This is a genomic window from Burkholderia sp. WSM2230 (assembly GCF_000472445.1).
Lineage (GTDB): Bacteria > Pseudomonadota > Gammaproteobacteria > Burkholderiales > Burkholderiaceae > Paraburkholderia.
Genome location: NZ_AXAJ01000002.1, coordinates 554,181 through 567,620, shown reverse-complemented (window position 1 = coordinate 567,620; position 13,440 = coordinate 554,181). Strand labels below are relative to the sequence as shown.

Here is a 13,440-nt window from a genome sequence, read left to right as displayed (position 1 = left end):
ACGCCACGGTATGCACGAGGAATAAGAAATGGGCCACGAAGAGTTCATGTCCCAGGAGGAGGTCGATGCCCTCCTCAAGGGCGTAACCGGCGAGTCCGACTCCGAAGCCGAGCAAAGCGAACGTGTAGGCGTACGTCCCTACAATATCGCGACGCAGGAACGCATCGTCCGCGGCCGGATGCCCGGCCTCGAAATCATCAACGACCGCTTCGCGCGCCTGTTGCGCGTGGGCATCTTCAACTTCATGCGGCGTTCGGCGGAAATCTCCGTCGGTCCGGTGAAGGTGCAGAAGTACAGCGAGTTCACCCGCAACCTGCCGATCCCGACCAACCTGAACCTGGTCCACGTGAAGCCGTTGCGCGGCACGTCGCTGTTCGTGTTCGACCCGAACCTGGTGTTCTTCGTGGTCGACAACCTGTTTGGCGGCGACGGACGTTTTCATACGCGGGTCGAAGGGCGCGATTTCACGCAGACCGAGCAGCGCATCATCATGAAGCTGCTCAATCTGACGTTTGAACACTACGCGGCGTCGTGGAAGAGCGTGCGTCCGCTGCAGTTCGAATACATGCGCTCCGAAATGCACACGCAGTTCGCCAACGTGGCGACGCCGAACGAAATCGTCATCGTTACGCAGTTCTCGATCGAGTTCGGCACGACGGGCGGCACGCTGCACATCTGCATGCCGTATTCGATGATCGAACCGATTCGCGACATTCTGTCGTCGCCGATCCAGGGCGAGGCGCTCGAAGTCGACCGCCGCTGGGTCCGCGTGCTGTCGCAGCAGGTGCAGGCAGCGGAAGTCGAACTGACCGCCGACCTCGCGCAGGTGCCGATCACGTTCGAACAGATTCTGAACATGCGCAAGGGCGATGTTCTGCCGATCAACATTCCCGAGCAGATCACCGCCAAAGTCGACGGTGTGCCGGTGATGGAATGCGGCTACGGAATTTTCAATGGTCAATACGCGTTGCGCGTGCAAAAGATGATCAGCGCAGCCGACACGATGAAGGAAGGTGGATATGAGTGATCTGAACGCAAAGCCCGAGGAAGAGCTGAGCGCCGCCGCGGCGCAGGTTGCCGCCGACGCCGCGAGCGCCGAGGACGAAGCAGCACTCGCCGACTGGGCGAGCGCGCTTGCCGAGCAGAACGACAACAGCAGCGAGATCAGCGCCAGCACGGCCGGCGTGTTCCAGCCGCTGTCGAAAGTCGCGCCGACCACGACGCGCAACGACATCGACATGATTCTGGACATTCCGGTTCAGATGACGGTCGAGCTGGGCCGCACCAAGCTCGCGATCCGCAACCTGCTGCAACTCGCGCAAGGTTCGGTGGTGGAACTGGACGGCATGGCCGGCGAGCCGATGGACGTGCTCGTCAACGGCTGTCTGATCGCACAAGGTGAAGTGGTCGTGGTGAACGACAAGTTCGGCATTCGCCTGACCGACATCATCACGCCGTCCGAACGTATCCGGAAGTTGAATCGATGAAACCCGCAGTCCGCCGCGCCGTGCTCTCTGCGTCGCATCATGCTTACTCCCGCGCAGCGTGCGCGGTTCTGTCGGCGACGGCGTCGTTTTACGCACTGTGCGCACCGCTCGCCGCTCACGCGGCCGACATGAACGCGGTCAACAACGCAGCGAAGATGGCGTCGAGCGTCGGCGCAGGCACCGCGGTTCCGGCGCTTGGTGTCGGCGCGGTATTGCAAACCATCGTCGGCCTTGTCGTCGTGATCGGTCTCGTGTTCGGATGCGCGTGGCTCGCGCGCCGCTTCGGCTTGCAGCCGGGCAGCCGCAGCGGGCTCGTCAAGACGGTCGGCGGCGCGTCGCTCGGCGGCAAGGAGCGCGTCGCGGTGGTCGAGATCGGCGACACGTGGCTCGTGCTCGGCGCCGCGCCCGGCAACGTGCGTCTGCTTCATTCGATGCCGGCCGGCTCGGTCGCCATCGAAAGCGTGGGCCATGCGCAAGGTGGCACGCCGGGCGCAGGCAACGTCGGCGGTACGAGTGGCACAAGCGGCACAAGCGGCAGCACATTGTCTGGCAGCTTCGGCCAGCGCTTTCGCGACGCCTTGAAGGGCGAAGTGAGCAAACGTTTCAACGGGCAAGGCAACGGGGTTCGGTAATGCAGTTCAGTCTTCAATCGGCGCATGGCGCGCACTCCACCCGCAGCTCGCGCACCGTCTCTACAGTGATTCGCGGTTTGCGCCGCGCCGCGCCCATCGCCTCGGTTGCATTGCCCGCGCTGATGCTCGCCCTGCCGACTCTGTCATTCGCGCAGACCGCCGGCTTGCCGGCCTTCAACACGAGCCCGGGCCCGAACGGCGGCACCACCTATTCGCTGAGCGTGCAGACGATGCTGCTGCTCACGATGCTGTCGTTCCTGCCGGCCATGGTGCTGATGATGACGAGCTTCACGCGCATCATCATCGTGTTGTCGCTGCTACGCCAGGCGCTCGGCACGACGACCACGCCGCCGAATCAGGTGCTGGTCGGCCTCGCGCTCTTTCTCACGCTCTTCGTGATGTCGCCGGTGCTCGACAAGGCGTACACGGACGGCTATAAGCCCTTCTCGGAGGGCACGGTTCCCATGGAAACGGCGGTGAGCCGCGGCCTCGCGCCATTCAAGACATTCATGCTGCGGCAGACGCGCGAAACCGACCTCGCACTCTTCGCGCGCATTTCGCATGCCGCGCCGATGCAAGGCCCGGAAGATGTGCCGCTGTCGCTGCTGGTGCCGTCGTTCGTCACGAGCGAACTGAAGACGGGCTTCCAGATCGGCTTCACGATCTTCATTCCGTTTCTCATCATCGACATGGTGGTGGCGAGCGTGCTGATGTCGATGGGCATGATGATGGTTTCGCCCGCAACGATCTCGCTGCCGTTCAAGCTGATGCTGTTCGTGCTCGTCGACGGCTGGCAACTGCTGCTCGGTTCGCTCGCGCAAAGTTTTGTTTGAGCGCGACGCGCGGCGTGGCCCGGCGCTGCGCTCGCCCGCGTTTGCTCACGTCGCTTACGTTATTCACGCTTCCGGTTGAAATGCCATGAATTCAGAATCCGTCATGACACTCGCGCACCAGGCCATGTATGTCGGCCTGCTGCTCGCCGCGCCGCTTCTGCTCGTCGCGCTGGTGGTCGGTCTGGTAGTGAGCCTCTTTCAGGCCGCCACGCAGATCAACGAATCGACGCTATCGTTCATTCCGAAGCTGCTGGCAATCGCGGTCACCATGGTGATCGCCGGTCCATGGATGCTCACCACCATGCTCGACTATCTGCGCCAGACGCTCACCAACATTCCGACGCTCGTCAACTGAGCGCCGCGTTTTTTTCTTCTGCGTCTAGCCTCGCCGCCCCATGTTCTCCGTCACGTACGCGCAACTGAACGCCTGGCTCACCGCGTTTCTGTGGCCGTTCGTGCGGATTCTCGCGCTGGTCGCGACCGCGCCGGTGCTCGGCAACCGCGCGTTGCCATTGCGCGTGAAAATCGGCCTCGCGGCCTTCGTGACGATCATCGTCGCGCCGACGCTCGGCGCGCTGCCGCAAGTCACGGTGTTTTCCGCCGAGGGCGTGTGGATCATCGTCAACCAGTTCCTGATCGGCATTGCGCTCGGCATGACGATGCAGATCGTCTTTCAGGCGATCAGCGCGACGGGCGATTTCGTCGGCCTTGGCATGGGTCTCGGCTTTGCAACCTTCTTCGACGCACAGGCGAGCAGTTCGAGTCAGGTGTTATCGAGCTACATGTACACGATCGCGATGCTGGTGTTCCTCGTGATCGACGGTCATCTGCAGATGATCAGCGCGCTGCTCGCGTCGTTCAATTCGCTGCCTGTCTCGGCAAACATTCTCGGCTCGCCTGGCTGGCGCACGCTCGCCAACTTCGGCAGCACGATTTTTTCCGCGGGACTTTTGCTGTCTCTTCCGGTGGTCGCCGCGCTGCTGATCACCAACCTCGCGCTCGGCATTCTGAACCGCGCGGCGCCGCAGATCGGCGTGTTTCAGATCGGCTTTCCGCTCACCATGCTGATCGGCCTGTTGCTTTTGCAACTGATGATCCCGAACATGATTCCGTTCTTCGCGCGTCTCTTCGCGGTCGGCATCGATCAGATGGGACGCGTCGCGTTGGGCTTCAAATAAGCTGGCGCGCTGAGAAAACAGAAAGGGCGGAACCGGCTCACACCGGCTTCCGCCCTTTGGCTATTGAGCGGCTACCCGCTCGCACAATCAGCTCAGGTACTGGAACAACGACATGTTCTGGATCTTCACGAACGCCTGCTGTGCCGCTTGCAATGCGTTCTGCGCCAACGTGTATTTGCCGACGGTCTTGATCATGTCGGTCTGCGTGAGATCGGACAGATCGCTCGAAGTCTGCAGCGTGTTGGCCTGAGTGACCGTCTGCAACGCCTGAATCTCCTGCTGGCGGCCGCCGACTGTCGCCTGCGCGGTCACCACGTTGTTCATCGTGTTTTCGAGCTGCGTCATGCTGGTGACGAGCGCGCTCTGGAAGCTCGCCGTCGACGCACCGCCCGAGATCGGCGATTGCAGCGTGCTGATCAGCTGGCTCAGGTTCGCGAACACGTCCATGCTGCCTTGGGTGGCGGGCGTCACCGAGAAGCTGTCGCCTGCGTTCGGCGCACCGCTGATCGATATGGACTGGCCGCCGAGCGTGATCGCGGAGCCGGCCGTGAAGGCTTGCGGGCCGCTTGTCGTGACCGTGCCGGTCGCCGGATCGGTCTGGCTCACGGTGTAAGTCGTCGACGACGTGAAGTTGATCGAGTACGTGTCCGAGTTGGTCGGGTCGGTCGGATTGTTCAGGCTCACCGTGCTGATGACACCCGTGCCCGTGTTGCCCGCCGTTGCGGCCGGCACCGCGCTCGTGCCGATAGGCGCGACGCTGCCGAAAATCGAAATGCCGTTGTCGCCGGTCTGCACGACGTGCGAGGTAGTGATCTGCACGGCGGGCGTGCCGGTGTCGCCGGAATACGTGACGACGCCGGCCGAATTCGTGTTGTACGGCTGCGCGCTGCTTTGATAGCCGGCGAACAGATAGTTGCCCTGCGGGTCGGTCGCGTTGGCGAGCGTCATCAACTGGCTGCGCAGGCTTTGCAATTCGGTTGCGATGGAGCCGCGGTCGCCGTTGTTCAGCGACCCGTCGCCCGCGCGCAGCACCAGCGTGTGAATGCTTTGCAGCACGTTGTTGACGCTGCCGAGCGTGGAATCTTCGAGCTGCAGCGACGCGAGCGCGGTGTTCTGGTTGCTCGTGTACTGCGCGAGACTCGTCGCGGTCGAGCTCAACTGCACGGCCTGCGCGGCGCCGAGCGGATTGTCCGACGGCGTGGAAAGACTCACGCCGCTCGAAATCTGCGCGTAAAGCTGCGACAACTGAGCCTGCTGATCGCTCATCGTCGCCACGTTCATGGTGAAGTACTGCGTGCTGGAGATGCGCATGTTCAACGCCTCACTGGAAGATGCCAAGCAGCGTCTGGAACAGGGTCTGCGCGGTCTGGATCACCTTGCTGTTCGCCTGATAGAGCTGCTGATACTGAAGCAGATTGGCTGCTTCTTCGTTGATGTTGACGCCCGAGACCGACTGCTGCGCGGTGGTGATCTGCGTCACCAGCGAAGCCTGCGCCGTGCTCGAAGTCTGAATCTGATTCGTCTGGTTGCCGATGTCGTTGACGTAGTTGGCATACGCGCCCGTCAGCGTGACCGTGCCGCCGTTCATGGATTTGGCCGTGGACAGGTTCGACAGTGCCAGCGCGTTGCGGCCGTCGTTATTCGCGCCGGTGTTCGGGCCGATGGTGAACTTGTCGCCGGCAGCGGGCACGCCGCTGATGGTCACCGACACGTTGTTCATCTGGCCGGCGGTCGTGTTGTTGATCGTCAGGCTCGCGCCGGTGCTCGACGAATACGGCACGACGGTCGTTGCACTCGTGATCGAATACGTGGTCGCGGGAGAGCCGGCCACGGTCACCGTGGAGCCGACCGGGAAGCCGGTCAGGCCGGTGCCGTCGTAAGTCAGCGTGGTGGTCGAGCTGGGCATCGTGTAGCCGGCCGTCACCGTGCCCGACGAAATCGCGCCGGTGCCCGTGTTGGTCGACGCGGCCGCGCCCAGAACCGGCGACGCGGCGGCGATCGCCGAGGCGTCCGTGGTGGCGGTCGCGAAGCTGTTCAACGCGCCACGGGTCGGTTCGACCGTGAACGAGTCGCCGGCATTCATGGTGCCCGTCGTCGAGAAATTCAGGCCGTTGATCGGCTGGCTCAGGTTGCTCGCAGAACCCACTACCTTGCCCGTCGAATTGTCGGTGAGCGTGTAGGTGCTGCCGTTGTAGGCGAGCGTGTAGTCGCCGGTAGTCGGCTGGGCGGAGTTCGCGAACGACACGCTGAGCGACGCATTGCCGGTGTTCTGCGTGTTCGCATACACCGTCGGGCTGCCCACCGAGAACAGCGCGCCGCCCTGCACGCCCGCGAGCGTGATGCCGAGCGCGTTCTGCGCGTTGACCTGCGAGGCGAAGCTGACGGCGATCGCGCCGAGTTGCGCTTCCGCCGGATCAAGCGTCTGGCTGCGGAACGCGACGAGTCCGCCGAGCGTGCCGCCCTCGATCTTGCTGTCGGGCAAGTCCTGCGGCGTAGCTGCCGGATTCGCGCCGGCCTGCCCCAGATACTGCACCGACAGTTCGCTCGAGTCGCCAGTGGAAGGCGCGGTGCCCAGATTGAAACTGTTGCCGCCCGACACGAGCGGCTGGCCGTTGCTCATGAATACGCTGTAGGCACCGTTGCTGTCGACGACCTGCACGCCGATCAATTGCGACAGATTCGACACGGCGAGGTCGCGCTGATCCAGCAACTGGTTCGGCGGCTGGCCCTGAGTGCTCGCGGCGTTGATCTGGCCGTTCAGCTGCGCGATCTGCTGCGTGTAGCTGTTGATCTGCGAAACGGTGTTGCTCAACTGCGTGTTGACGCTTTCGCGCAGCGCGTCGTATTGCTGGCCCGCGGCATTGATCTGGTTCGCGAGCGTCTGCGCGCCGCTCATCGCCGTCTGGCGCGTGGCGAGGCTCGAAGCATCGTTCGAGACGTTCTGCATGCCCGTGAAATAGCTCGTGATCGCGCTGGCAATGCCGGCAGTCGGGCTGCCGATCAGATTGTTCAGTTGCGAAATCAACGAGTTGTAGGTGGACAGCGAACTGCTGGACGACTGCGCGTTATTGAGTTGCGTGGTCAGGTACTGGCTGTACTGACGCGTGACGGTGACGGTCGAGACGCCCTGCGGCAGATAGCCGGAACCGGTGTACTGGCCGCCGGTTTCCGCGTAGACCGGCGTTTCGATGGTGTAGCCGGGCGTCGACGCGTTGCTGATGTTCTGGCCGGTCGTCGTGAGTCCCCACTGGGCTGCGTTCAGTCCACTGAGACCAAGATTGATGAGATTGGACATGCGTCATCCTGAAGGGCGACACCGTACACATGCCGCCGCGTTACTTGAACTTACTGTTTAACGGCTTTCGCGACGGAAAATTGAGCCCATTCACGACGCTTGCGTAACTTTGATTCAACGTTTGCGAGGCCGGCGCGGCGGGGCCGGCGCAGAAAGTCCGCTGCCGCCTGCCGGCGTATTGCGCCCGCTGCGCCCGCCCGTTAGCGAACGAGCGAACGGCGCTTCATTTCGAGTTGCGTGATGAGACGCTGCAGCGTGTTTTCCGCGCTGCCTGGCAGCGTCAGGAAACGGAAGCCGAGTTGATAACGCTGCGTGCCGTTCGGCAGCGCGAGCGAGCGATGCGACACGAGTTGCAGATCGAGCGAGAGGCGCCCCAGCCGGCCGAGCGACAGTTCGCAATCGTCCAGACGCGTGCCCATGGGCAGCTCCGCCACACGTTCGTCGGACGTGCGCATGCCGACGCCGCCAAGCGACAGATCGTGCACTTCGAAGCGGAACGAATCGCCTTCCGGCAGACGGCCGCTGCACGTGTACGGATCGAGAATGGGCGCGTCGACGCGGAAATACTCGCGGCGTTGCACATAAAACAGCACTTGCGGAAAGTCGGCCTCGAACGCGGGCAGTCCCTCAAAGCGCGTTTCGCGCGGCGTGCCCGTGACGAACTCCATGCGCACGCCCTCGGGCGCCGCGTGGAACTGGCAGCCCGCCGCGGCGAGCAGGCTGCGGTTCTGATCGGACAGCGCGCCCCAGTCAAAGGTGAAGGTGCGTCCGCGCACGTCGACGTCGAGAAGACGCGTGACGAGCTGGCCGCCCGGATACTGAACGGTGAGGAAATCGCCCCGATTGACGAGATTGCGCAACTGAACGCCGATTTCCAGCGGATTGCGACGGCCGAAATCGTGGGCGCTGTCGTCTAGCGGAACGTGCGACTGGATTTGCGTGTCGGTCTGGCCGTTCGACTGATTGGTTTCCATGGGCTTGCCGGTATGCATGTTCTTGCGGGCACGTGCCAGAGCTCCTGCCGGGGCTTTCACGCGGTCTTTTTTCCATGCAGACCGTGGCACGCGCATTCAACCGGACTTAACGCTTCCGGTATGGGGTCTTACGGATTAGCGGCAGTATCCCGCTAAAATTTAGGGGCGCCCAATGAATTATTTAGTATCGCGCCGCGCAAACGTTAAAGCTCTGATAACGCGCTGATAACGCGTCGGTAAATCGTCAGCCGCATTCTGGACACGCCGCTATTTGCGCATGCGTTTCGCGGGTAAGCCGGCCGCCGTGGGGCAGCCGGCCTCGTCCGTCTTGTCATGCGCCTGGCCCCGTCGCGTGCATGGTTTTTATCTGCCGGTCAGAACTGCTGACGCGCTGCCTGGCCGCTGTCCGGTTTGTCAATTGCGGCCAGTCGAGCCCACCAGTTAAGCGTATTACAGGCGTTTCAACCCATCTTGCTCATAATCGACATCAGTTTCTTTGCATAGTGCGGATCGGTCGCATAACCGGCGCGCTGCATGCCGGTGGCGAAACCCTTCACGTCATGCGCGGAATTGATGACCTGTGCATAGCGCGGATTGCCCTTCAGCATGCTCGCGTAATCGGTCATGGCTTCCTGATACGAATCGTACGCGCGGAATTTCTCGACCACGCGCTGCGGCTTGCCGTTCACATATTCGGTGGTGAGCGTGGAAACCGTCTTGCCGGTCCAGTCCTTGGTCGCCTTGATGCCGAACACGTTGTGGCTCGTCGTGCCGTCGGCTTTCTTGATCTCGCTCTTGCCCCAGCCCGACTCGAGCGCGGCCTGACCGATGATGAAGCGCGCCGGAATGCCGGTAGCGGCGCTCGCGGCCTGAGCCGGCGCAGCGAGCTTGTCGACGAAAGCGTCGACCTTCGGCGAGCTGCCGTCGCCCTTCAATGGCGGCGTGAGCGCGCTGTTGGCCGAGTAGCCCTTGCCCATCGCCAGTTGCCCGTTGGCCTGCGCATTGCCGTAAGCCTTCGCGAGCGCGTTGAGCGCCGCGGTCTGACCTTCGTCGCCGCCGCTGCCGCCGCCGAGCGCGTTGGCCATGCCGGCAAGACCACCCGCGCCGCCCGCACCGTTAGCACCGCTCACCTGCATGCCCTGGTTGCGCATCAACTGCTTGAGCATCGCATCCGCGACGCCGATACCCTTTTGCGACAGCTGCTGCGACAACTGCTGATCCATCATCGACGTGAAGGTCGCGCTGTCGTGCGAATCGAACGGGCCGTCCTGCGGCGTCGCATCGCGCATGCTCTTCAACATCATCTGCGTGAAAACTGCGTCGAACTGCTGCGCGGCCATCTTCATGCCGGCTTGCGGCGACGCCTTCGCCTGCGCGCTCAGCTTGGCGAAACCCTGCACGTCGAGCGCGAAGCGCTGGGTCAGATCGTTCGCCGCCGCGGCGGAATTGGTCGTATCCGAATTCATCTCTTCTCGTCCTTAGATGATTTCCAGGTCGGCGCGCAGAGCGCCCGCCGCTTTCATCGCCTGCAGGATCGACATGAGATCCGCGGGCGTCGCCCCCAATGCGTTGAGCGCCTTCACTACTTCGGCAAGGTTCGCGCCGGCCGTCACCATCTTCAGTGCGCCGTTGTCCTGCTTCATCTGAATCTGCGACTGCTTGGCCACCACCGTCTGGCCGTTCGAGAACGGGCCCGGCTGGCTCACCACCGGCTGCGTATTGATCACGACCGACAGATTGCCGTGCGCGACCGCGCAGTTCTGCAGCGTAACCATCTGGTTCATCACGATCGAGCCGGTGCGCGCGTTCAGGATCACCTTCGCGGCGGCCTGGGCCGGCTTCACGTCGAGGTTCTGCAACTGCGCCATGAAAGCGACCTGCTGTTCGGGATCGGTCGGCGCACGCAACTGGATCGTGCGGCCGTCGAGCGCCGTGGCCGTGCCGCCGCCGAATGCGTTGTTCACCGCGGCCACCACACGCTGCGTGGTGTCGTAGTCCATTTCGTTCAGATCCAACTGCATCGTGCCTGCTTGCGAGACCGAGGTCGGCACCGCGCGTTCGACAATCGCGCCGCCGGCAATGCGGCCCGCAGCCAGCGTATTGACCTGCACCTTGCTGCCGTTCGCGCTTGCGCCCGCGCCGCCGACCGCGAGGTTGCCCTGGCCGAGCGCGTACACCTGGCCGTCGGCGCCCTTGAGCGGCGTGAGCAGCAGCGTGCCGCCGCGCAGGCTCTTGGCATTGCCGAGCGACGACACGGTAATGTCGATCTGCTCGCCCGGACGCGCGAACGGCGGCAGTACTGCCGTCACCATCACCGCGGCGACGTTTTTCAACTGGATGTTCGACAGCGACGATTGCGAGTTGCTCGAACCGGCCGCCTGATTGTTGATCGAGATGCCGAGGTTCGCCAGCATGTTGGCGAGCGTCTGCGTGGTGAACGGCGTTTGCGTGGTCTGGTCGCCCGTGCCGTCCAGACCGACGACGAGGCCGTAGCCGATCAGCGGATTGTCACGCACGCCCTGGATCTGTACGAGGTCTTTCAGACGCTCCGCGTGTGCGGGCGTCGCCGCCGGCAGCGCCGCGCACGCGAGCGCGACGAAGGCGAGCGCCCGGCCGATCTTGCCGGCGCGCGCGAGGAAGCGGAATGAAACAGTACCCATGATCACCACGGCGACACGTTGAGGAAAAAGCGTTGCAGCCAGCCGAGGTTCTCCGCTTCGTCGACATAGCCCTTCGCGGAGTATTCGATTTTCGCGTCGGCGACCTGGGTGGAGTACACGGCGTTCAAATTCGAAATCGTGTTCGGGTTCACCACACCCGAGAAGCGCACGAATTCATTGCCCTGGTTGATCAGCATCTGCTTTTCGCCGCTGACCATCAGGTTGCCGTTCGGCAGCACGCCCGTCACGGTCACGGTGATGGTGCCGCTGAACGTGTTCGACGCATTCGCGCCGCCGGTCGCGGTGAATTTGTTGGCGCCGTTCGCGCTCAGGTTCGCCTTGCCGAAAAGGCCGCCGAGAAAGCCGGCGGTCGGCACGTCGAAGCTCGTAGTGCCGCTGCGGTTCACGCCCGCGCCTGATGACTTGGTGGCGTTGACGTTTTCCTGGATCACGATCGTCAGGATGTCCCCGACATTGCGCGGCCGCTGGTCTTCGAACAACGGCCGGCCCGCGTAACCCGGGTTGTAGATCGAGCCTGGCGCCTGCGCTTGCGGCGGCATCGGCGGCATGGCCGTCATTGGCTGCTGCGTGATCGGCTGCTTCGGCACGAGGCCGCAGCCGCCGAGCGCGGCGAGCAGCGTGAGCTGCGCGAGCGCGACGGCAGTGCGCGAATGAACCGGATTACGAGTGAAGTACGACATCTTGATTACCGCCTGTCAATTCCCGCTGGCTTCAGCGTTAAACCTGCATCTGGCTGAGCGTCTGCAGCATCTGGTCGGACGTCGTCACGGCCTTGCTGTTGATTTCATAAGCGCGTTGCGTCTGGATCATGTTCACCAGTTCCTGCACCACGTTCACGTTGGATGCTTCCACATAGCCCTGATTGAGCGTGCCTGCGCCATTCAGGCCAGGCTGCGCGACGTTGGGTGCGCCCGACGAGGCGGTTTCCGAAAACAGGTTTTCACCCTTTGCATCGAGACCGGCCGGGTTGATGAAGGTGGCGAGCTGCATCGTGCCGAGCTGCTGCGTGTTGGTCGAGCCGGCCACGCTGATCGACACCGCGCCGTCGCTGCCGATGGTGAGCGAGGTCGCGTTGCTCGGAATCGTGATTGCCGGAATCACCTGGTAGCCGCTCGACGTGACGAGCTGGCCTTGCGCGTTGGTCTGGAACGAGCCGTCGCGTGTATAGGCGGTCGTACCGTCGGGCATCTGCACCTGGAAAAAGCCCTGGCCGTTGATGGCGACGTCTTTCGAGTTGCCCGTCTGCTGAAGATTGCCCTGCGTGTACAGACGCTCGGTGGCGACCTGCTGCACGCCGGTGCCGAGCTGGATGCCGGAGGGCAGTTCGGTGTTCTGCGTCGAGTTCGCGCCCGGCTGGCGGACGGTCTGGTACAGCAGATCCTCGAACACCGCGCGCGAGCCCTTGAAGCCATTGGTGCTCACGTTCGCGAGGTTGTTCGAGATCACGTCCATCTGCGCCTGCTGCGCATTCATGCCGGTAGCGGCAATGTAGAGTGAGCGATTCATAAATCTATTCTCCTGTCGACCCGAGGGTGGCGCTGCGCGCCTGCTCAGGTCTCATGCAACTGGTTGGCGGACCCGTGAATGGCCCGTTAGCTGAAGCTCAGCAACTGGTTTGCCGACTGATCGTTCTTGTCGGCGCTTTCCAGCAGCTTGGTCTGCATCTGGAACTGGCGCGCGTTGGTGATCATCGCGACCATCGCGCTGACCGGATTCACGTTGCTTCCTTCCAGCGATGCTGGCGCGACCGCGACGGTTGGATCCGCGTCGGCGGGATTGCCGTCGGCGGTGCGAAAGAGGCCGTCGTCGCCGCGCGTCAGCGTTTGCGGATCGGGATTGACCAGCTTCAACTGATCGATCGTCACCACCGCGGTCGGCGGATCGCCCGGCGTGAGCGCGGTCACCGTGCCGTCGCGGCCGATGGTGATCTGCGCGCCCGGCGGCACCGACATCGGCCCGCCGTTGCCGAGCACCACCTGATTCGTGGCGTTCACCAACTGGCCGTTCTGATCGATGTGCAGATTGCCCGCGCGCGTGTAAGCCTCGCCGCCGTCAGCGGTTTGCACCGCGAGCCAGCCCGGCCCTTCGATGGCGACGTCCAGAGGATTGCCCGTCTGCTGGATCGGGCCGGGCGTGTAGTCCGCGCCCGGCGTCGACGACAGCACGAAGGTGCGCGTGGTGTTGTCGTTGATCGAACTGCCGTCGCCGAACGACATCGGCACGGCGCGAAACGTCGCCAGCTGCGCGCGAAAACCGGTGGTCGACGCGTTCGCCAGATTGTTCGCAACGATGGCCTGCTGTTCGAGCGCTTGCGTGCTGCCCGACATCGCGGTGTAGATCAGCCGATCCATGATGGCTCC

The 13,440-nt window shown here is 63.3% G+C and carries 14 protein-coding genes; 6 read left to right on the top strand and 8 right to left on the bottom strand.

Features of this window, described 5'->3' with window-relative positions:
- The first annotated feature begins 28 nt into the window (after positions 1-28).
- The 6 genes from fliM (at position 29) to fliR (ending at position 4,130) form a co-directional block, all read left to right on the top strand.
- The gene (fliM, locus tag A3AC_RS0108085; RefSeq protein ID WP_013589920.1) at positions 29-1,027 is read left to right on the top strand and encodes a flagellar motor switch protein FliM; all 999 of its coding nucleotides are present in this window, start codon (positions 29-31) and stop codon (positions 1,025-1,027) included.
- Positions 1,020-1,487 (top strand): flagellar motor switch protein FliN, encoded by a 468-nt coding sequence (fliN, locus tag A3AC_RS0108080; RefSeq protein WP_025598267.1) that lies wholly within the window; start codon positions 1,020-1,022, stop codon positions 1,485-1,487. Before fliM ends, fliN begins: the two co-directional genes overlap by 8 nt.
- On the top strand, positions 1,484-2,119 hold the full coding sequence (gene fliO, locus A3AC_RS0108075; protein WP_025598266.1) for a flagellar biosynthetic protein FliO: 636 nt from the start codon (positions 1,484-1,486) through the stop codon (positions 2,117-2,119). The genes fliN and fliO overlap by 4 nt, the downstream gene beginning before the upstream one ends.
- Positions 2,119-2,952 (top strand): flagellar type III secretion system pore protein FliP, encoded by an 834-nt coding sequence (gene fliP / locus A3AC_RS0108070; protein WP_025598265.1) that lies wholly within the window; start codon positions 2,119-2,121, stop codon positions 2,950-2,952. Before fliO ends, fliP begins: the two co-directional genes overlap by 1 nt.
- A gap of 85 nt (positions 2,953-3,037) precedes the next feature.
- The gene (gene fliQ, locus A3AC_RS0108065; protein WP_013340831.1) at positions 3,038-3,307 is read left to right on the top strand and encodes a flagellar biosynthesis protein FliQ; all 270 of its coding nucleotides are present in this window, start codon (positions 3,038-3,040) and stop codon (positions 3,305-3,307) included.
- Positions 3,308-3,347: 40 nt separating this feature from the next.
- Positions 3,348-4,130 (top strand): flagellar biosynthetic protein FliR, encoded by a 783-nt coding sequence (fliR, locus tag A3AC_RS0108060; RefSeq protein ID WP_025598264.1) that lies wholly within the window; start codon positions 3,348-3,350, stop codon positions 4,128-4,130.
- An 87-nt stretch (positions 4,131-4,217) separates the two neighbouring features.
- Here fliR and flgL read toward each other — a convergent pair whose 3' ends face one another.
- From flgL to flgF, 8 genes are all read right to left on the bottom strand, one after another.
- Positions 4,218-5,441, bottom strand: coding sequence for a flagellar hook-associated protein FlgL (gene flgL, locus A3AC_RS0108055; protein ID WP_025598263.1), 1,224 nt, complete (start codon positions 5,439-5,441; stop codon positions 4,218-4,220).
- Positions 5,442-5,451: 10 nt separating this feature from the next.
- Positions 5,452-7,425 (bottom strand): flagellar hook-associated protein FlgK, encoded by a 1,974-nt coding sequence (gene flgK, locus A3AC_RS0108050; protein WP_025598262.1) that lies wholly within the window; start codon positions 7,423-7,425, stop codon positions 5,452-5,454.
- Positions 7,426-7,625: 200 nt separating this feature from the next.
- A complete protein-coding gene (locus tag A3AC_RS0108045) occupies positions 7,626-8,399 on the bottom strand; it encodes a flagellar brake protein (protein ID WP_198017975.1) in 774 nt (257 codons plus the stop codon).
- Positions 8,400-8,860: 461 nt separating this feature from the next.
- Positions 8,861-9,865 carry a flagellar assembly peptidoglycan hydrolase FlgJ gene (gene flgJ, locus A3AC_RS0108040; RefSeq protein ID WP_025598259.1) on the bottom strand — a complete coding sequence of 335 codons (1,005 nt, stop codon included), beginning with the start codon at positions 9,863-9,865 and terminating at the stop codon, positions 8,861-8,863.
- A gap of 12 nt (positions 9,866-9,877) precedes the next feature.
- A complete protein-coding gene (locus tag A3AC_RS0108035; protein WP_025598258.1) occupies positions 9,878-11,059 on the bottom strand; it encodes a flagellar basal body P-ring protein FlgI in 1,182 nt (393 codons plus the stop codon).
- Positions 11,060-11,061: 2 nt separating this feature from the next.
- Positions 11,062-11,760, bottom strand: coding sequence for a flagellar basal body L-ring protein FlgH (gene flgH / locus A3AC_RS0108030; protein ID WP_025598256.1), 699 nt, complete (start codon positions 11,758-11,760; stop codon positions 11,062-11,064).
- Positions 11,761-11,797: 37 nt separating this feature from the next.
- Entirely contained in the window at positions 11,798-12,586 is a 789-nt protein-coding gene (gene flgG / locus A3AC_RS0108025) for a flagellar basal-body rod protein FlgG (protein WP_025598255.1), read from the bottom strand.
- An 86-nt stretch (positions 12,587-12,672) separates the two neighbouring features.
- Positions 12,673-13,431 (bottom strand): flagellar basal-body rod protein FlgF, encoded by a 759-nt coding sequence (gene flgF / locus A3AC_RS0108020; protein ID WP_025598253.1) that lies wholly within the window; start codon positions 13,429-13,431, stop codon positions 12,673-12,675.
- Positions 13,432-13,440 lie beyond the last annotated feature (9 nt).